At 48.1% G+C, this 18,477-nt stretch carries 15 protein-coding genes; all 15 read left to right on the top strand.

The features are described 5' to 3' along the window. The first annotated feature begins 72 nt into the window (after positions 1-72). The 15 genes from NLX78_RS09900 (at position 73) to sigG (ending at position 18,352) form a co-directional block, all read left to right on the top strand. Positions 73-1,989, top strand: coding sequence for a stage V sporulation protein D (locus tag NLX78_RS09900; protein WP_254350275.1), 1,917 nt, complete (start codon positions 73-75; stop codon positions 1,987-1,989). Between the two features lie 55 nt (positions 1,990-2,044). Next, positions 2,045-3,532 carry a UDP-N-acetylmuramoyl-L-alanyl-D-glutamate--2,6-diaminopimelate ligase gene (locus tag NLX78_RS09895; RefSeq protein WP_254350274.1) on the top strand — a complete coding sequence of 496 codons (1,488 nt, stop codon included), beginning with the start codon at positions 2,045-2,047 and terminating at the stop codon, positions 3,530-3,532. Beyond that, the gene (locus NLX78_RS09890; protein ID WP_254350440.1) at positions 3,532-4,935 is read left to right on the top strand and encodes a UDP-N-acetylmuramoyl-tripeptide--D-alanyl-D-alanine ligase; all 1,404 of its coding nucleotides are present in this window, start codon (positions 3,532-3,534) and stop codon (positions 4,933-4,935) included. Before NLX78_RS09895 ends, NLX78_RS09890 begins: the two co-directional genes overlap by 1 nt. A gap of 22 nt (positions 4,936-4,957) precedes the next feature. Further along, positions 4,958-5,926 carry a phospho-N-acetylmuramoyl-pentapeptide-transferase gene (gene mraY / locus NLX78_RS09885; RefSeq protein WP_013311092.1) on the top strand — a complete coding sequence of 323 codons (969 nt, stop codon included), beginning with the start codon at positions 4,958-4,960 and terminating at the stop codon, positions 5,924-5,926. A gap of 4 nt (positions 5,927-5,930) precedes the next feature. After that, positions 5,931-7,352, top strand: coding sequence for a UDP-N-acetylmuramoyl-L-alanine--D-glutamate ligase (gene murD / locus NLX78_RS09880; protein WP_254350273.1), 1,422 nt, complete (start codon positions 5,931-5,933; stop codon positions 7,350-7,352). A 49-nt stretch (positions 7,353-7,401) separates the two neighbouring features. Further along, complete coding sequence (gene spoVE, locus NLX78_RS09875; protein ID WP_061828513.1) at positions 7,402-8,499, top strand: stage V sporulation protein E; 1,098 nt, start codon at positions 7,402-7,404, stop codon at positions 8,497-8,499. Between the two features lie 6 nt (positions 8,500-8,505). Further along, the gene (murG, locus tag NLX78_RS09870; RefSeq protein ID WP_061828512.1) at positions 8,506-9,615 is read left to right on the top strand and encodes an undecaprenyldiphospho-muramoylpentapeptide beta-N-acetylglucosaminyltransferase; all 1,110 of its coding nucleotides are present in this window, start codon (positions 8,506-8,508) and stop codon (positions 9,613-9,615) included. A 146-nt stretch (positions 9,616-9,761) separates the two neighbouring features. After that, entirely contained in the window at positions 9,762-10,667 is a 906-nt protein-coding gene (murB, locus tag NLX78_RS09865; protein ID WP_069289985.1) for a UDP-N-acetylmuramate dehydrogenase, read from the top strand. Beyond that, positions 10,657-11,967, top strand: a complete 1,311-nt coding sequence (gene murA / locus NLX78_RS09860) for a UDP-N-acetylglucosamine 1-carboxyvinyltransferase (RefSeq protein ID WP_254350272.1) — start codon at positions 10,657-10,659, stop codon at positions 11,965-11,967. The genes murB and murA overlap by 11 nt, the downstream gene beginning before the upstream one ends. A 56-nt stretch (positions 11,968-12,023) precedes the next feature. Beyond that, positions 12,024-12,788: a cell division protein FtsQ/DivIB gene (locus NLX78_RS09855; RefSeq protein ID WP_061828510.1), complete on the top strand. Its 765-nt coding sequence runs from the start codon at positions 12,024-12,026 to the stop codon at positions 12,786-12,788. A 199-nt stretch (positions 12,789-12,987) separates the two neighbouring features. Further along, positions 12,988-14,259, top strand: a complete 1,272-nt coding sequence (gene ftsA, locus NLX78_RS09850) for a cell division protein FtsA (RefSeq protein WP_250268825.1) — start codon at positions 12,988-12,990, stop codon at positions 14,257-14,259. Between the two features lie 67 nt (positions 14,260-14,326). Continuing rightward, positions 14,327-15,451, top strand: coding sequence for a cell division protein FtsZ (gene ftsZ, locus NLX78_RS09845; RefSeq protein ID WP_013311084.1), 1,125 nt, complete (start codon positions 14,327-14,329; stop codon positions 15,449-15,451). A gap of 188 nt (positions 15,452-15,639) precedes the next feature. After that, the gene (gene spoIIGA, locus NLX78_RS09840; RefSeq protein WP_254350271.1) at positions 15,640-16,626 is read left to right on the top strand and encodes a sigma-E processing peptidase SpoIIGA; all 987 of its coding nucleotides are present in this window, start codon (positions 15,640-15,642) and stop codon (positions 16,624-16,626) included. Positions 16,627-16,732: 106 nt separating this feature from the next. Continuing rightward, complete coding sequence (gene sigE, locus NLX78_RS09835) at positions 16,733-17,473, top strand: RNA polymerase sporulation sigma factor SigE (RefSeq protein WP_254350270.1); 741 nt, start codon at positions 16,733-16,735, stop codon at positions 17,471-17,473. 96 nt (positions 17,474-17,569) lie between these two features. Further along, a complete protein-coding gene (sigG, locus tag NLX78_RS09830; protein ID WP_007431182.1) occupies positions 17,570-18,352 on the top strand; it encodes an RNA polymerase sporulation sigma factor SigG in 783 nt (260 codons plus the stop codon). Positions 18,353-18,477: the final 125 nt, after the last annotated feature.

The raw sequence follows: 18,477 nt of genomic DNA, 5'->3' as shown, positions 1-18,477 counted from the left end.
CTAATGTCCGTTCTTTTGAATATTCATGAGGTAAGACATGTCATGAGTATTTGAGGAACGGAGGGAGCGCGTTTGAAAAAATCTAACGTGACCATGCGGCGGAGGCTAGTATGGGGGCTAATGGGATTATTTGTACTGTTTGCAGCCTTGTCGATCCGGCTCGCCTATGTTCAATTGGGTAAAGGAGGCGAGCTCTCGGCCAAGGCTGAGGATTCGTGGCGCCGCAATATTCCATTTTCCGCCAAGCGTGGCGAAATTTTGGATAGGCAGGGTACGGCGCTCACCTATAATGTCAGTTCGCCGACAGTCATGGCGATACCAGTACAAATTAAGAAGCCGGAAGAAACGGCACGCAGGCTAGCGCCCTTGCTGGATATGAGTGAGGATAAAGTACTCAAGCTGATTACCAAACGAACAGCAAGCCAAAAACTTCAGCCCGGCGGACGAAAAATTACGATGGAGAAAGCGCAGCAAATTCGTGATTTGAAGCTGCCGGGTATCGTTGTTGCTGAAGACAACAAACGTTATTATCCTTATGGTGATCTAGCGGCTCATATTCTTGGGTTTACAGGAATTGATAATCAAGGGCTGACAGGCGTAGAGAAGCAGCAAAACAGTAAGCTTCGGGGAATAGACGGAAGCATTGCGTATTTATCGGATGCAGGTGGTCGTCTAATGCCTGGTTCTTCTGAAAAATACATTGAACCGAAGGATGGACTGAATTTACAATTAACCATTGATAAGTCTGTGCAGTCCATTATGGAACGGGAGCTTGACCAAGCCATGGTCAAATTTCAGGCGAAGTCCGCATTGTCTATAGCTATGAACCCTAAGACGGGTGAAATATTAGGCATGGCTGGACGACCAAGCTATGAGCCAGCGCAATACAAGCAATATGCGCCTGAAATCTATAATCGAAATCTGCCTATCTGGATGACATATGAACCTGGGTCTACTTTCAAAATTATTACACTGGCGGCTGCCTTGGAAGAAAAGAAGGTCAATCTCAAAAATGACCGTTTTTTTGATCCGGGATATATTGAAGTCGGTGGAGCACGACTGCGTTGCTGGAAGAAAGGCGGACATGGAAGCCAAACTTTCCTTCAAGTGGTGGAGAATTCTTGCAACCCCGGTTTTGTAACATTAGGGCAGCGATTAGGTAAAGAAACACTGTTCAAATACATTCGCAATTTTGGCTTTGGCAGCAAAACGGGGATCGACATGATTGGTGAGGGCAACGGTATTTTGTTCAAACTACCTCAGGTCGGTCCTGTAGAGCTGGCGACAACCGCTTTTGGTCAAGGGGTGTCTGTTACTCCGATCCAGCAGGTTACGGCTGTATCAGCGGCAATTAATGGCGGTAATCTTTATAAGCCTCACATTACAAAAGGTTGGGTTCAGCCGGGAACCGGAAAAGTGCTGGAAAAAGTAGAGCCAGAACTGGTACGTAGGGTTATTTCAGAGGAAACCTCCCGACAGGTAAGGGAAGCGCTGGAAAGCGTCGTTGCTAAAGGTACAGGTCGTCCTGCTTTCATTGAAGGCTACCGGGTGGGAGGTAAAACGGGGACAGCACAAAAGGTGATTAACGGGCGTTATTCTTCCTCGGAGCATATTGTATCCTTTATTGGTTTTGCACCGGCGGATGATCCGCAAATCGTCGTCTATACCGCTGTCGATAACCCGAAGGGCATTCAATTCGGCGGGGTGGTTGCTGCGCCAATCGTGCAAAATATTTTAAAGGACGCACTGATTGCCTTGAAAATACCGCCTCGCACCAATCAAATTGCCAAAGAGTACAAGTATGGAGAAAATCCGATCGAAACGGTACCTGATCTGGTAGGTGCTACTGCAGCTGATTTGTACGAAGATATGAATATGAACTTTATGCTCGTGAAATCTGGGTCAGGCAAGACGGTCGTGAGTCAGGCGCCGAAGCCGGGCTCCAGATTGGAGCGGGGATCAACGATCCGTATTTACATGGGGGATTGATAGGTTCATTTTATACCATACTATGAATAACGAGAGAGCAATGGAGGAATGAAAGATGCAGCTTCAACAATTGGCTTCACTGCTGGCCGTCTCCCGTGTGGTGGGTGACGGTACAGTGGATTGCCGAGGAATCGGGGCGGATTCACGTCGAGTGCAACAGGGAGATTTATTTCTATGTTTGCCAGGTTTTACAGTAGACGGACATGACTATGCTGAGCAGGCAATTGCGTCCGGGGCGGCAGCTTTGGTCGTTGAACGGGAACTGGATGTACCTGTTCCGCAGCTTGTAGTTAAGGATGCACGACATGCCATGGCGGTTTTGGCGGATTATATGTTTGATTCACCGAGCCGACGCATGCGCATGATCGGCATAACCGGAACCAACGGTAAAACAACGATAACTTATCTGATTGAAAAGATCATGAAGGATGCCGGGGTGAATACCGGACTGATTGGTACGATTCAAATGCGTTACGGAGGTCAGTCTTACCCAATGTCTGGCACTACGCCCGAAGCGGTGGAACTGCAACGTTATCTCGGAAATATGGCAGAGCAGGGGGTTCAATGCTGTGTCATGGAAGTATCCTCACATGCGTTGGAGCAGGGCCGCGTCAAAGGAACTGATTTTCGCACCGCTATATTTACAAACCTGACGCAGGACCACCTGGACTACCACAACACAATGGAGGAGTACCGTGCTGCAAAAGGACTTTTGTTCTCTAGGTTGGGAAATGCTTTCTCGCGGGATGCATCAGATAGCAAATATGCTGTTCTGAATGCAGACGATCCGGCATCTTCCTATTTGCAGGCTCAAACTGCGGCCCAAGTGATTACATACGGCGTAGAAAAGGAGTCTGATGTGAAGGCATCTCGTATCACTATAGGTTCCAAGGGAACCTCCTTCCATGTGTCTACTTTTAAAGGAGATACCGATATTGAGCTTCGAATGGTGGGCAAGTTCAATGTGTACAACGCACTGGCGGCCATTACCGCTGCTTTACTGGAAGGAATCTCGCTAGTGGATATCAAGCGCAGTCTAGAGTCTATCGCAGGCGTAGATGGGCGGGTAGAGCCTGTAGATGCGGGTCAGCCCTTTGCTGTTATTGTAGATTATGCCCATACACCGGACGGATTGGAAAATGTCCTTCGCACCGTAAAGGAATTTGCGGTCGGTAAAGTATGGTGTGTATTTGGATGCGGCGGTGACCGGGATCGTACAAAACGTCCGTTGATGGGGAAAATTGCTGCGCGTTACAGCGATCATTCGTTTATTACTTCCGATAATCCGCGAACAGAGGACCCAAAAGTGATTTTGAAAGACATCGAACAAGGGTTGATTGACGAAGGTGTACCCGCAGAACGATACGAATTGATCGTGGATCGCAGAACTGCAATTCATAAAGCTGTTGAAATGGCAAGCCCTGACGATGTAGTATTGATTGCGGGAAAAGGTCATGAGACTTACCAGTTGATCGGAAAAACGGTGCATGAATTCGATGACCGCATCGTAGCCAAAGAAGCGATAAGGGGTTTATCCAAGTGATGAAAAGAACAATCGGTCAGATTGCATCTATGTGTGGAGGAACACTTCACGGAGAAGCGGACGCCGAACAGATGGTCGAAGGCGTTTTTACAGATTCTCGCAGGCTGCAGAGCCAAGGATTGTTTGTTCCACTCGTGGGCGAACGGTTTGATGGACATAATTATGTGCGGCAGATCGTAAGCGAGGCAGGTGCAGCTGCATTTTTATGGCAAAAGGATCATGGAGCACCTCCGGCTGAGAACGCTATTGAGGTAGAGGATACGTTAGAAGCCCTTCAGCATCTAGCAGCTGCATACTTACGCGAAATTGGCGTTTCTGTCGTTGGGATCACGGGAAGCAACGGCAAGACGACAACGAAAGACATCGTAAACGCTCTGCTGGGCACGACTTTTAAAGTACACAAAACCGAAGGAAATTATAACAATCATATCGGTTTGCCTTTAACTGTACTTTCCATGCCGCAGGATACAGATATTCTCATTCTGGAGATGGGCATGAGTGGGCGTGGAGAGATTCGTCTGCTGGCTAATATCGCTCAACCAGATGTAGCTATCATAACGAACATAGGCGAATCGCACTTGCTGCAGCTTGGTTCTCGAACGGAAATCGCTCGTGCAAAGTTGGAGATTACAAGTGGCCTTAAGCCTGGTGGTTTGCTGATCTACAATGGGGATGAACCACTGCTTTCACAAGTGTTGGCGGAGTCTGAAACGGTCAAGCCTGAAGGTTTAAAATTGTTTACGTTCGGGCTAGCTACAGGCAACGATGACTATCCGACTGAAATCACTTCGGATGGAGAAGGTAGCTTATTCATAACAGCACAATCTGGCAAAGAGGCTTTCCGGCTTCCCTTGCTTGGACAGCACAATGTTGTAAATGGTTTGGCAGCACTGGCGGTAGCGCGTCATTTCAATGTCGATGCAGACCATATACGTAAAGGGTTGTCGTCTTTAAAACTGACGGGCATGCGCATTGAGGTCGTGAACTGTCCTAATGGACTTACCGTGCTAAACGACGCTTATAATGCCAGTCCGGCTTCAATGAAGGCCGCAATTCAGACGTTGTCTGCGTATAAAACGGACGGACGTAAAGTCGCCGTACTTGGTGACATGCTGGAGCTGGGACCTGAGGAAAAGCAATTCCATGAGGAGATTGGAATTTTCGCGGCAAAGCACGACGTAGAGGTACTGTTTACCTACGGTGCGTTAGGCACTTCGATTGCGCAGGGTGCGCAAGGGTTGATGCCAACTGCTAACGTGCACCCTTATACAGATAAGCAAGAGCTGATCCAGCATTTGCAGGTTCATCTCCACGCCAATGATATTGTGCTGGTTAAGGCATCCAGAGGGATGCGACTAGAAGAAATTGTGGATACGCTGAAAAACGGTCCGCTACAGAACTGATGTTGACGAGAGGGAGACTCCCATGGATATTCAATTATTACTGCTGACGATCGTCGTATCGTTTATACTGGCGGTCATTGCCGCTCCACTGCTCATTCCGCTGCTGCGGCGAATGAAATTCGGCCAGCAGGTCCGGGATGACGGGCCACAAAGCCATCTTAAAAAGATAGGTACGCCTACAATGGGCGGTATCGTGATTCTGGTGGCTTTTACGCTGACCTTTCTTAAGTTTTCAGCTATCAAAAATACGGACTTTTACGTTCTGTTGGTTGCTACGCTCGGTTTTGGGCTGATCGGCTTTTTGGACGACTATATCAAAATTGTATTCAAACGCTCGTTAGGTCTGACGGCGCGTCAAAAGCTGTTTGGGCAATTATTGTTTGGCGCGATCATGTGCTGGCTTCTGCTTAGCAATGATCATAGTACTGCGATCGGCATCCCTGGAACGTCATGGTCATTTGATTGGGGCGGCTGGTTTTATTATCCGTTCATCATTATCATGATGCTGGCGATTAGCAATGCTGTCAATTTCACGGATGGGCTGGACGGGCTGCTATCCGGTACAAGTGCCATTGCCTTTGCTGCTTATGCCATTGTCGCGATTCAGGCAACCTCGCTTCCGGCAGCAGTATGCTCAGCGGCTATGATTGGCGCTGTACTCGGATTTCTCGTATATAATGCTCATCCTGCCAAGGTGTTTATGGGTGATACAGGCTCGCTGGGAATCGGCGGCGCCATAGGTGCCATTGCCATCGTTACGAAAAGCGAAATTTTGTTCCTCATTATCGGTGGTGTATTCGTAATTGAAATGCTGTCCGTAGTCTTGCAAGTAGCTTCCTTTAAAACACGTGGCAAGCGTATTTTCAAAATGAGCCCGATTCATCATCATTTCGAGCTGTCCGGCTGGTCCGAATGGCGCGTAGTCATTACATTCTGGGCTGTAGGACTGCTGTTGGCAGGACTCGGACTTTATCTCAACAAGGGGTTGTAGACAAATGAACCATCCAGACGCATACAGAGATCAGGAAGTCGTCATTATCGGTCTGGCTAAAAGCGGCGTGCAAGTTGCCAAGGTGCTGCACCAGGCCGGAGCCAAGCTGACAGTCAATGATAAAAAAGATAGGGAACAATGTCCCGAAGCTTCTGAATTAGAGGCTTTGGGAATTTCCGTTTTATGCGGGGGTCACCCAGAGGGGCTAATTCATCCTGGAGTGAAGCTGGTTGTCAAAAATCCAGGGATTCCTTATACGGCCCCTCCCGTACAGAAAGCTGTCGAGCTCGGCATTGAGGTCGTGACCGAGGTTGAGGTCGCCTACCATCTATGTAAAGCTCCGATCATCGGAATTACTGGCTCCAACGGAAAGACGACCACGACCACTTGGGTAGGCAAGCTGTTGGAAGCATCCGGCATGAATCCAATCGTGGCTGGTAATATCGGTACGCCCGTATGTGAGGCGGCTGTGGATGCCAAGTCGGACGAGTGGATGGTTGTGGAGCTGAGCAGCTTTCAGTTAAAAGGAACAAAAGATTTCAAGCCCACTGTGGCCTGCCTGCTCAATGTAGCTGAGACCCATTTGGACTACCACGGAGGCATGGAGGACTACGTTGCATCCAAGGCGCGTCTATTTGCCAATCAAACGGCAGCGGATACTGCGGTGGTGAACTGGGATGACCCCGTCTGCCGGGAGCTCGTACCCTATATAAAAGCGAAGCTGCTTCCGTTCTCTATGACAGAACGTTTGCAGGAAGGGTTGTTCGCTGACCCGCCATACATACCGGATGTGACGGATGATATTGAACGTAGCATCGTATACCGCGATGGAAATGGTGTGCTGCATCCCATTATAGGCGTAGCTGAGATTGGACTTCCGGGTCGTTTTAACGTAGAAAATGCTCTTGCTGCTTGCGCAATCGCCATTGCTGCAGGCGCAGAACCAGCGAATTTGGCGGAACCATTAAGTACTTTTCGCGGCGTCGAACATCGGCTCGAATATGTTTTAGAACACGCTGGTGTAGCTTATTACAATAATTCCAAAGCAACCAATTCGAAAGCAACAATGATGGCCTTATCTTCCTTTAAGCAACCGATTGTACTCATTGCCGGAGGATTGGATCGCGGCTCTGATTATACAGAGCTCGTACCTTCCTTGCAGGAAGGTGTAAAAGCCGTTGTGCTCTTGGGTGAGACACGGCATAAGCTGGCTGAGCGGGCCCAGCAGGCCGGAATAGAGCATGTCAAGGTCGTCGATAATGGGGAGGATGCCGCCGCTACGCTCGTGGAGGCTGTGAACAAGGCTGCTGAATTTGCTGAGATGGGAGATGTAGTATTACTCTCACCCGCCTGTGCAAGCTGGGATATGTTCCGATCCTATGAAGAGCGTGGACGTATTTTTAAAGAGGCGGCGCATAAATTGTAAGTAGGGGGGTTGGATAAGCCCCTACTTTTATGCAAGGGGTGGCCTCCTGATGAAGCAATCTCGTCCAGCGCCGGATCTATGGCTTTTCGTTTGTATTGTAAGCTTATTAGCCATCGGCATGGTTATGGTATACAGTGCGGGCGCCGTCCTCGCTTTTCACGAGTACGGGGACTCCTACTATTTTGTAAAGCGGCAATTGCTGTTTGCAGGGCTCGGCCTTGTAGCGATGTACTTTACTGCCAGAACGGACTACCGGATCTGGCAGAAATATGCCAAGGTCGTGTTGTTGATCTGTCTAGCGCTACTGGTTGCCGTATTAATTCCCGGCATTGGTGTAGTAAGAGGCGGGGCACGAAGCTGGCTCGGTATTAGCTCTTTCGGCATTCAGCCTTCCGAGTTTATGAAGCTAGGTATGATTCTTTTTCTCGCTCGTTGGCTCAGTCGTCCTGACTATGATATTAGCTCTTTTACGCGCGGCCTGTTGCCCCCGCTTGGACTCATGGGACTGGCTTTTGGGCTTATTATGCTCCAGCCCGATTTGGGCACAGGCACGGTAATGATGGGAGCGTCCATGCTCATCGTATTTACGGCAGGCGCGCGTATGAAGCATCTCGGTCTGCTGGCTCTGTCGGGAGCAGCAGGGTTTGCTGCACTGATTGCAGCTGCGCCTTATCGACTCCAGCGCATCACCGCTTTTCTGGACCCTTGGTCCGATCCGCTTGGCGCAGGCTATCAAATTATTCAATCGCTATATGCGATTGGTCCTGGCGGGCTGGCGGGCTTGGGACTCGGCATGAGTCGACAAAAATATAGCTACGTTCCTGAGCCGCAAACTGATTTTATTTTTTCCATTTTGGCGGAGGAGCTTGGCTTTATCGGTGGAATGACGGTGCTGGGGCTCTTTTTGGTTCTCGTATGGAGAGGAATGCGTGTCGCTATAACCATTCCCGATACCTATGGCAGTTTGCTTGCGGTGGGTATTGTCGCAATGGTCGCCGTACAGGTCGTCATTAATATTGGTGTCGTTATCGGTTTAATGCCGGTGACAGGAATAACACTGCCCTTAATCAGCTATGGAGGTTCTTCTCTGACCTTAATGCTAACAGCTCTGGGCATTTTACTAAATTTATCACGTTATGCGAGGTGAACGTTTATGCGCGTCGTGTTGAGCGGCGGCGGCACCGGAGGGCATATTTATCCAGCGCTGGCCGTAGCCAGACAGTGCGAAGAGATTGATCCGGACGCTGAATTTTTATATATTGGCGGTCAACGAGGACTCGAAAGCAAGTTGGTTCCTCAGGAAAAAATTCCATTTGAGGCTATTGATATCACAGGATTTCGTCGCAGCTTGTCTGTGGAAAATATAAAGACGATCATGCGCTTTTTCAAAGGGGTTCGCAGATCCAAAGCATTATTAAAGAAATTTAAGCCAGATGTCGTTATTGGCACGGGGGGATATGTATGCGGACCCGTCGTTTATGCAGCTTCCAAGTTGGGAATTCCCAGCATTATTCATGAGCAAAATGCAATTCCAGGATTGACTAATACATTTCTGAGTCGCTATGTGGATACAGTGGCTGTTAGCTTTGAAGGCTCAGAAGGAGCTTTCCCCAAAGCTAAAAATGTACTGTACACTGGGAACCCGCGTGCTACAACAGTTCGTTTGGCTAACCGGGATCGGGGATTTGCTACAATTGGGGTTCCGATGAACAGTTCGGTCGTCCTTGTGGTCGGTGGCAGCAGGGGAGCGAAGGCCATTAATGACGCCATGATTGCAATGGCTCCGCAACTTTCGCAACTGAAAGACGTCCATTTTGTATATGTAACCGGTGAATCTTATTATGAGCAAACGCTGGATAGCATACGGAATCAGATCGGCTCATTGCCCAATCATCTACATGTGCTTCCCTATATTCACAATATGCCAGAGGTGCTGGCTTGTACCTCATTAATTGTTAATCGCGCAGGTGCGTCCTTCTTGGCAGAGATCACATCTTTGGGCATTCCGTCCATTCTGATCCCATCACCTAATGTGACGAATAACCATCAGGAGGCTAATGCTCGTACACTTGAAAAGGCAGGCGCATCCGTCATGATTGTAGAAAAGGAACTGAGTGGCCCGGCCCTGTTTCAATCTATAGCGGGAATTATGAAGGATGAGGCACGGCGAAGTCGCATGGCAGAGTCGGCGTCTGCGCTCGGCAAGCCTGACTCAGCAGATATTTTAGTAAAAGAAATGGAACGTCTTGCCCATAAAAGGTAGTCTGCAGCGCAGAATTGGGCGGTTGTCACACACCGGATGGTATTTACATAGGATACCCTATAGATTGTGACCATCACTCAGGCTGCCGGTTGTCAGGTGAGAGCCTTACAACCATGCGGGGCAAGCAACAAGGAGGTTTCAGTACAATGCAGCAATGGATGCCATTATTAGCGGAGCATGATATCGGAAAAGTGCTGGAGCATGAGCCGCTGTCCAAATATACGACATGGAAGATTGGAGGCCCTGCGGATGCACTTGTCATCCCGGATACCAAAGAGCAGCTGGCAAGAGTTTTGAAGCTGGCTAGCGAGCACGGAATTCCCTGGATGCAGTTGGGGCGGGGCTCCAACATGCTCGTCTCTGACAAAGGGATACGGGGACTTGTGATCAAGCTGGGGCCAGGATTTGATTATGTTCATTTTGAGAATGAACAGATCGTTGCTGGAGGAGGCGTTTCACTGGTCAAACTGTGCGTTATGGCCAGCAAGCAGGGCCTGTCCGGTCTTGAATTTGCTGGTGGTATCCCAGGATCAGTCGGTGGGGCTGTCTACATGAACGCCGGTGCCCATGGGTCTGATGTGTCACAAATATTCCAGTCCGCTGAGATTGTGCTGGATACAGGGGAATTGGCTGTGTACGATGCTGACAATATGCATTTCAGCTATCGTCACTCCGTGTTACATGAGCAACGTGGAATGGTGACAGAGGCAGTGTTTCGGATGAAGCGGGGCGATCGCGAGGAAATTTCATCAGCGCTTGCGGCTTTTAAAGACCGCCGCCGGCTGACCCAGCCGCTACAGTTAGCTTGTGCAGGAAGCGTGTTCCGTAATCCTCCAGGAGACTATGCTGCTCGTCTTATTGAGAGCGCAGGTCTCAAGGGCTTGAAGGCGGGAGGCGCTGAGGTATCTGTACAGCATGCCAATTTCATTGTAAATACCGGTCAAGCGACAGCAGAGGACGTGCTTACCCTAATGAAGCATATTCAAAGTACAATATCATCTCAAACCGGCATCAAGCTAGTTCCGGAGGTTTTCGTAGTGGGTGAGCGGTAAACTCGGAGGTGATACATTGGACAAATTGGTGATTGAGGGAGGCCGTCCCCTGTCAGGCACCATACGTATCCATGGGGCAAAAAATGCGGCACTACCTATTCTTGCAGCGAGCTTACTTGCACAAGGTAAGGTAGAAATTCGGAATGTGCCCCATCTTTTAGACATTAAGGTCATGCTGCACATCCTTGAAAGACTCGGCTGTACATGCCGACATGAAGAGGAAACGGTATACGTGGATACGTCGTCCGTCCGAACGTTCCAAATTCCGGAAGATTTGATGAAGCAAATGCGCTCATCTATCTTTCTGATGGGACCGCTGCTCGCCAGATATGGAGAAGTTTCCATTTACCAGCCCGGAGGCTGCGCCATAGGCGAGCGCAAAATTGATCTTCACCTAGAGGGCTTAAAAGCTCTTGGCGCAGAGATAGAGGAAAAAGACGAGCAAATTACGTTTCGAGCCCACAAGCTAATCGGCTCGGACATCCACATGGATTTCCCGAGTGTAGGTGCAACGGAAAATATTATGATGGCCGCTGCGTTGGCTGAAGGACGAACAACGATCACCAATGCAGCGAGGGAACCGGAGATTCAGGATCTACAAAACTTCTTGAATGCCATGGGAGCCCGCATTATTGGTGCTGGAACCGACACGATTACAATCACGGGGGTCAGTCGCCTCAATCCGTGTACGTATGAGGTCATTCCTGACCGCATAGTAGCTGGAACGGTTATGATTGCAGCTGCAGCTACACGAGGAAGTGTGTCGCTGACCCACTGCAATCCATCCCACTTGTCTGCTCTGATTCACGTCCTCAGGCGGGCTGGTGTTCAAATCGGCATCTTGAATGATATAATGACCGTAAGTTGTATGAGTCGTCCCAAAGCAGTGGAGAGGATCGTTACCTCCCCTTACCCGTCTTTTCCGACAGATTTGCAATCTCAGGTCATGGTTCTGCTTTCTTTGGCGGACGGATTTAGTGTCATGAAAGAGACCGTCTTCGAAAGCCGATTCAAACATGTGGATGAACTAAATGTAATGGGTGCTGATATTACGATTGATGCAAATGCTGCTTTTATAAGAGGAGTTTCTCGTCTGTACGGGGCTACGGTAGAGGCTACCGATCTGCGGGCAGGGGCAGCGCTGGTCATAGCGGGTCTAGCGGCTCAAGGACGTACTATTGTCGAGCAGGTTCATCATATTGACAGAGGGTATGACCGGATCGAACGTCTTTTCCAGGGACTGGGTGCCCGAATGAGCCGTCAGTCTCCGGTGCCGGAGCACCTGGATTTCGTAAATTAATGCCTGTAATGTCCCTCCGTTAACGGGGGGACAAAAGGCTTTTGTGGAGAGAAGCTATGCCAAATGCTCAAATACCTGTTCTTAAAAAGAACAGAACGAAAAAAAGAACAAGCCGGAAGATTGCTATTCTTCTCATTTTGTTGTTTATCGTACTGCTCGCTGTTCTCTTTTTCCGTTCTTCGTTGAGTCGGGTTTCTGAAATTCGTTTTGATGGTAATGTATTTTCGACCCGAGATCAGCTTCTTAATCGAAGCGGTCTGGCTGTTGGAGACCAGTATTTCGGAGTCAGTTCATCCGACATCTCTGAGAAGCTGCGGGAAATTCAATCGATACAGCAAGTCACAGTGGACAAGCAGTTTCCGGGTATTATTGCTATTCACATTAAAGAGTTTGCTACGGTCGCTTACGAGTTGCAGAGTGATGGGAGCCTTCGTGCTATTCTAGCGAATGGGACAAGCGTGAGCGTGGGAAGTAGCGGAATAGCTGTTGAGAAGCCTATTTTGACTAAATGGAAATCTGATGATCCGTACAAAGCGAAGCTGTGTGATGCTTTATCGCGCATTCCGGGGGAATGGACAGCCGATATTTCGGAAATCATTCCCGCACCGATTCCTTCTTTTCCGGATCGCATCAAAATGTACACACGTTCCCAGTTTGAGGTTATTACAACTGTTTCTCTACTGAATTCTAAAATCAGCTATTTGAACCAGGTGCTAGAAACAGAAGATCCAGGTTTGATCACCATGTTGGAGGCGGATTCCTACGTTCCGTTCAAACCGGATACGAGTGAAGAGGGCCAAGAAAAAGATACTACTCAGTGATGTGAAAAAATGCTAGAATTGATTTTATGGGTAATAGACTTGCCTCCTTCTTTTTTCTTCAAATTTTTATGTGACTGCAACCATAAATTGGCTTCTAAAAAATTTGTAGAAAAAAGAGGGAAAGCATGGAGTTTGTTGAATATGTACAGAGTGTGTTTAAAGAACGAAATTCATTTTGGAGTCAGGAGGTGCCACAGACTTGAGCAACAATGACATCATTGTTAGTTTGGACATCGGTACATCCAAAGTTCGGGCTATTATTGGGGAAATGAATAATGGAACCTTTAATATTATTGGAGTTGGATCTGCCGACTCGGAAGGGATTCGCAAAGGTGCAATTGTAGACATTGATCAAACCGTGCAATCAATCCGTAACGCCGTGGATCACGCAGAACGCATGGTTGGTATTCAAATAACAGAAGTGTATGTGGGGATTTCAGGCAATCATATTGGCCTGCAAAATAGTCATGGCGTAGTAGCCGTGTCCAACGAGGACCGTGAAATCGGTGAGGAGGACATTGAGCGTGTACTGAAGGCAGCTGAGGTTATTGCCGTACCACCGGAGAGAGAAATTATTGACGTGGTAGCCAAGCAGTATGTCGTGGATGGCCTTGAAGGCATTCAGGACCCTCGCGGTATGATTGGAGTTCGTCTCGAAGTAGAGGCTACGATTGTTACTGGAGGCAAGACCCCGATACATAATCTGTTGCGCTGCGTTGAGAAAGCCGGCTTGAGGATTAAAGATCTGGTCTTGCTGCCTCTTGGAGCCGGACAATTGTCTCTTTCGAAGGATGAAAAGGTGATGGGTTCAGTGCTGGTGGATATTGGTGCAGGATCTACGAATGTTGCCATTTTCCAGGAAGGAACGATTGTTGCCACATCAACACTTCCGATTGGTGGAGAATTTGTAACCAATGATATTGCCTACGGACTGAGAACCCTTACCGATCAAGCCGAAAAAGTAAAGCTTAAATACGGCTGCGCATGGTATGATGATGCGGCAGCCGATGTCGTCTTTAAAGTGACGCGTATCGGCAGTAATGTGGATAAGGAATTCAACCAGCAGGATTTGGCTGCTATTATTGAGCCGAGAGTGCAGGAAATTTTTCAACTCATTCAGGCGGAAGTTAAGCGCTTGGGTTACACAGAGCTTCCGGGAGGTTATATACTTACCGGAGGCACCGTCTCCATGCCTGGTGTACTTCAGGTGGCACAAAGCGAACTGGCCGCTTCCGTAAGGATCGCCGTACCTGATTTTATCGGTGTAAGGGATCCGGGCTACACGAGCGGAGTTGGAATCTTGCATAATGCTATTCGTTACTATCGCGGAAGATCGACTAGCGTTAGCAACAGTGGCGGAAGTACCAAGAAGCCGACTAACCGAACCAAAAGCAGTAGTCCCGCCACGGAAGGCGAGCAAAAGCAGGGGTTGATTGAACGCTTAAAAAATATGTTCAGTGAATTTATATAACGTTCATTGCTAATTATGCCAATCATGGACGGGCCATCCATGCACATTGAGGGGGAGATGGAATAGTATGTTGGAATTTGATTTTGAAATGGAGAGCTTGGCTCAAATTAAAGTGATCGGCGTCGGAGGCGGCGGCAGCAATGCGGTTAACCGAATGATCGAAAATGGTGTTCAGGGTGTGGAGTTCATTACAGTCAATACAGATGCCCAGGCACTTCATTTAGCAAAGTCTGAGCATAAGCTTCAAATTGGGGATAAGCTGACCCGCGGACTGGGTGCCGGCGCTAACCCCGATGTGGGTAAAAAAGCGGCTGAAGAGTCGCGTGAGCTCATTATGAATACGCTCAAAGGTGCGGATATGGTATTCGTAACGGCGGGAATGGGTGGCGGTACTGGAACCGGAGCGGCTCCTGTCATTGCTGAAATTGCCAAGGAATGCGGCGCGCTGACTGTAGGCGTGGTAACCCGCCCATTCACGTTTGAAGGGCGTAAGCGTTCCAATCAAGCTGAACTTGGTATTGAAGGATTAAAAGAAAAAGTAGACACTTTGATTGTAATCCCGAATGACCGTTTGCTTGAAATTGTGGACAAGAAAACCCCAATGTTGGAAGCATTCCGTGAAGCAGACAATGTTCTGCGTCAGGCGGTTCAAGGTATTTCAGATTTGATCGCTGTACCGGGTCTAATCAACCTCGACTTTGCTGACGTTAAGACGATCATGACGGAGCGTGGCTCCGCTTTGATGGGGATTGGCGAAGCAACTGGTGAAAATCGTGCGGCTGAAGCAGCACGCAAGGCTATCATGAGCCCGTTGTTGGAGACATCCATTGAAGGTGCTCGTGGTGTGATTATGAACATCACTGGCGGCAACAACCTGTCCTTGTATGAGGTTAATGAGGCAGCTGAAATTGTAACATCGGCTTCCGATCCGGAAGTAAACATGATTTTCGGTGCTATCATTGACGAAGAGTTGAAAGAAGAAATCAAGGTTACCGTCATTGCCACCGGCTTTGAAGGCAAGCCAAGTCAACCGGCACCGGGACGTAAACCGGCAGCCAACCCGGCTACTTCCGAATCGGCGGAGAAAGGCTCTCCTAACTTGCGTCCATTTGGTAATACTCAAAGCAGTGACCAATTAGACATTCCTACATTCTTACGTAACCGTTCGCGCAATAATAATAACGATAACTAGTTTCAATTCGGATTGCCCGCATTCTCCCTGGAGATGCGGGCTTCTTTCTGTTTTCCGTGTCCTGCAGTTCAGGCGCTTCTCCTCTTTCCGACAAAATTAGTCGGTCACCGTCCCCACCGTTAGACAGACTTTGAACAGCATGACTACTATACTTAATCCTATCCTGCAAACGCTGGGCGGGTGAAGCCTTGGTTGTTTATATCGACTTGATTTTTTTGGCCAATTTGTTCATTGATGCTGTGTTGCTGATGGTCACCGCTTGGATGAGAAAAATCCGTCCAGTGTGGTGGAGGTTGATGACTTCAGCTGGAATCGGCGCAATGTATGTCGTCATGATGTTTGTGCCGGAACTGTCCTTTTTATTTACGTTCCTGATTAAACTGGCATTATCGGTCATAATGCTGCTGGTGGCTTTTGGATTTGGCAGCATGCAAAAGTATCTTCGTACAATGGGTGCTTTTTACATGATCAACTTTGTAGCTGCAGGTGGCATTTTGGGGATGCATTATTTTCTTCAAAATACGGGAGAATTGTTTAACGGCATCTGGTACACCGCTTCGGGCGGAATGTCCTTTGAACTCAAAATCGCATTCTGGTTTATTTTATGCGCATTTGGCGGAGTGATGCTTTTCTTTCGTATTGTGCAGTCCTCAAAGCAGCGCACAGAAAGGATGAGTGGGTTTTTGGGACAAGTGCAGGTATGGATTGGGCAGGATCATATTGAGTGTACAGGCTTGTTGGATACAGGTAATCAGCTCTATGATCCTTTGACCCGAACCCCGGTGATGGTCATGGAGGCGGCCTTGTGGGAATCGCATTTGCCCGCCTCCTGGCTCCGAAAATGTTCTGAGGGTAATGCTGACCAACTGGTGATGGAACTGGGGGACGAACCGTTTAGCTGGCAGGATCGTGTTCGCCTCGTCCCCTATCGTGGAATTAACCGCAATCATTCCTTTATGTTGGCCCTTAAACCAGACCGGGTAGAGGTGGTGATGAATGGGGTTCATTTTGTACATCATCGAGTGTTGATTGGCTTGGACGGAGGGACATTGTCGGCAGAGGGTAAGTATCGCGCCATCATCCACCCGGATGTGACGGCACAAGAAGGGGGCAGTGCTGATACCAACCAGAAACAAGAAGCACATATTGGTGAGCATTTTACAGAATCAGGATGACGGAGCATAAACACAAAATGATGTTTGAAGGCGACGAGAAATATCCAATGGTGAAATGGACGGAGCACAGCTGGAATAGCACTCTTTTTAAGAGGGGGAGAATGATATGCGGGAACAGATGAAATTGAAGATGAGAATTAGGTTAGCATTGCAATTGCAATATTATCGTATTTTATTTTTATTTGGGCTGAAAAGTGAAGAAATTTATTATATTGGCGGCAGCGAGGCGCTCCCCCCACCGCTGACGAGAGACGAAGAAGAATATTTGCTGGGAAAACTTTCTTCTGGAGATGCGGCAGTACGGTCGATGCTAATCGAAAGAAATTTGCGGTTAGTCGTATATATTGCTCGTAAATTTGAGAATACGGGCATCAACATTGAGGATCTCGTATCCATCGGTGCTATTGGACTAATCAAAGCGGTTAACACTTTTGATCCAGAGAAGAAAATCAAACTTGCCACATACGCCTCTCGATGCATTGAGAATGAGATTCTGATGTATCTGCGTCGCAATAGTAAAACAAGAACGGAAGTTTCTTTTGATGAGCCTCTGAATATAGATTGGGATGGTAATGAGTTGTTGCTTTCTGATGTGATGGGCACGGAAAATGATACCATTTACCGTAATATTGAGGAGCAGGTGGACCGTAAATTATTGCATAAGGCACTGGATAAATTGACGGATCGAGAGCGTTTGATTATGGAGTTGCGCTTCGGCTTACAAGACGGAGAGGAGAAGACACAGAAGGATGTTGCTGACCTGTTGGGTATCTCGCAATCGTATATTTCGCGTCTGGAAAAGCGGATTATAAAGCGCTTACGAAAAGAATTTAATAAAATGGTATAGTGCATGGGTATATCCGGAAGCGATGGAAACGGCGAATAAAAAAATGCCCTCAGGAGATAATGTACATTAATGTTGCTCCTTGGGAGGTAAGACACGATGACCCGAAACAAAGTGGAAATTTGCGGTGTGGATACCGCCAAACTGCCGGTATTAACCAATGCAGAAATGCGCGAGTTGTTCACATCACTTCAGCAAAATAATGAACGATCAGCCAGAGAAAAATTGGTCAATGGCAATCTCCGGCTCGTCCTGAGTGTGATTCAACGATTTAACAATCGGGGAGAGTTTGTGGACGATTTGTTTCAGGTAGGATGTATCGGCCTAATGAAGGCGATTGATAATTTTGACCTTTCGCAAAACGTAAAGTTCTCCACTTATGCGGTGCCGATGATTATCGGAGAGATCCGCCGTTATTTGCGGGATAACAATCCGATCCGTGTGTCTCGTTCGTTACGGGATATTGCATATAAGGCGCTTCAGGTGCGGGACAGTCTGACGAATCTGAACTCGCGGGAACCAACGATTTTTGAAATTTCAGAGGCACTGAATGTGCCTAAAGAAGACGTTGTGTTCGCGTTGGATGCGATTCAGGATCCGGTTTCGCTGTTCGAGCCGATATATCACGACGGGGGCGACCCAATCTATGTGATGGATCAGATCAGTGATGACAGAAATAAAGACGTCTCATGGATTGAGGAAATCGCTCTGCGGGAAGCGATGCATCGCCTGGGCCAGCGTGAAAAGATGATATTGTCTATGCGTTTTTATGAAGGAAAGACGCAAATGGAGGTTGCCGACGAAATCGGTATCTCTCAAGCCCAGGTTTCAAGATTAGAGAAGTCGGCTATACAGCAAATGCAAAAACATGTAAAGTCCTAATGAAATGAATGCTTGAATGATCCAGCGATAAAAACGATCCTACTCGGATCGTCAGATTGTCGAGAAACCCCGTCTTTTGAGACGTGGGTTTCTTTTTCTTTACATCATAAGGCTCTGGTCTCTGG

It is taken from the genome of Paenibacillus sp. Lou8.1, from assembly GCF_024213565.1.
GTDB classification, from domain to species: domain Bacteria; phylum Bacillota; class Bacilli; order Paenibacillales; family Paenibacillaceae; genus Paenibacillus; species Paenibacillus polymyxa_B.
This window is presented reverse-complemented; position numbering and strand designations above follow the sequence as displayed.

What these genes read in the sequence shown, in the direction of transcription:
- NLX78_RS09895 (WP_254350274.1), top strand. Translation starts at nt 2,045, where the DNA reads ATGCAGCTTCAACAATTGGCTTCACTGCTGGCCGTCTCCCGTGTGGTG.
- NLX78_RS09890 (WP_254350440.1), top strand. Translation starts at nt 3,532, where the DNA reads ATGAAAAGAACAATCGGTCAGATTGCATCTATGTGTGGAGGAACACTT.
- mraY (WP_013311092.1), top strand. Translation starts at nt 4,958, where the DNA reads ATGGATATTCAATTATTACTGCTGACGATCGTCGTATCGTTTATACTG.
- murD (WP_254350273.1), top strand. Translation starts at nt 5,931, where the DNA reads ATGAACCATCCAGACGCATACAGAGATCAGGAAGTCGTCATTATCGGT.
- spoVE (WP_061828513.1), top strand. Translation starts at nt 7,402, where the DNA reads ATGAAGCAATCTCGTCCAGCGCCGGATCTATGGCTTTTCGTTTGTATT.
- murG (WP_061828512.1), top strand. Translation starts at nt 8,506, where the DNA reads ATGCGCGTCGTGTTGAGCGGCGGCGGCACCGGAGGGCATATTTATCCA.
- murB (WP_069289985.1), top strand. Translation starts at nt 9,762, where the DNA reads ATGCAGCAATGGATGCCATTATTAGCGGAGCATGATATCGGAAAAGTG.
- NLX78_RS09855 (WP_061828510.1), top strand. Translation starts at nt 12,024, where the DNA reads ATGCCAAATGCTCAAATACCTGTTCTTAAAAAGAACAGAACGAAAAAA.
- ftsZ (WP_013311084.1), top strand. Translation starts at nt 14,327, where the DNA reads ATGTTGGAATTTGATTTTGAAATGGAGAGCTTGGCTCAAATTAAAGTG.
- sigE (WP_254350270.1), top strand. Translation starts at nt 16,733, where the DNA reads ATGCGGGAACAGATGAAATTGAAGATGAGAATTAGGTTAGCATTGCAA.
- sigG (WP_007431182.1), top strand. Translation starts at nt 17,570, where the DNA reads ATGACCCGAAACAAAGTGGAAATTTGCGGTGTGGATACCGCCAAACTG.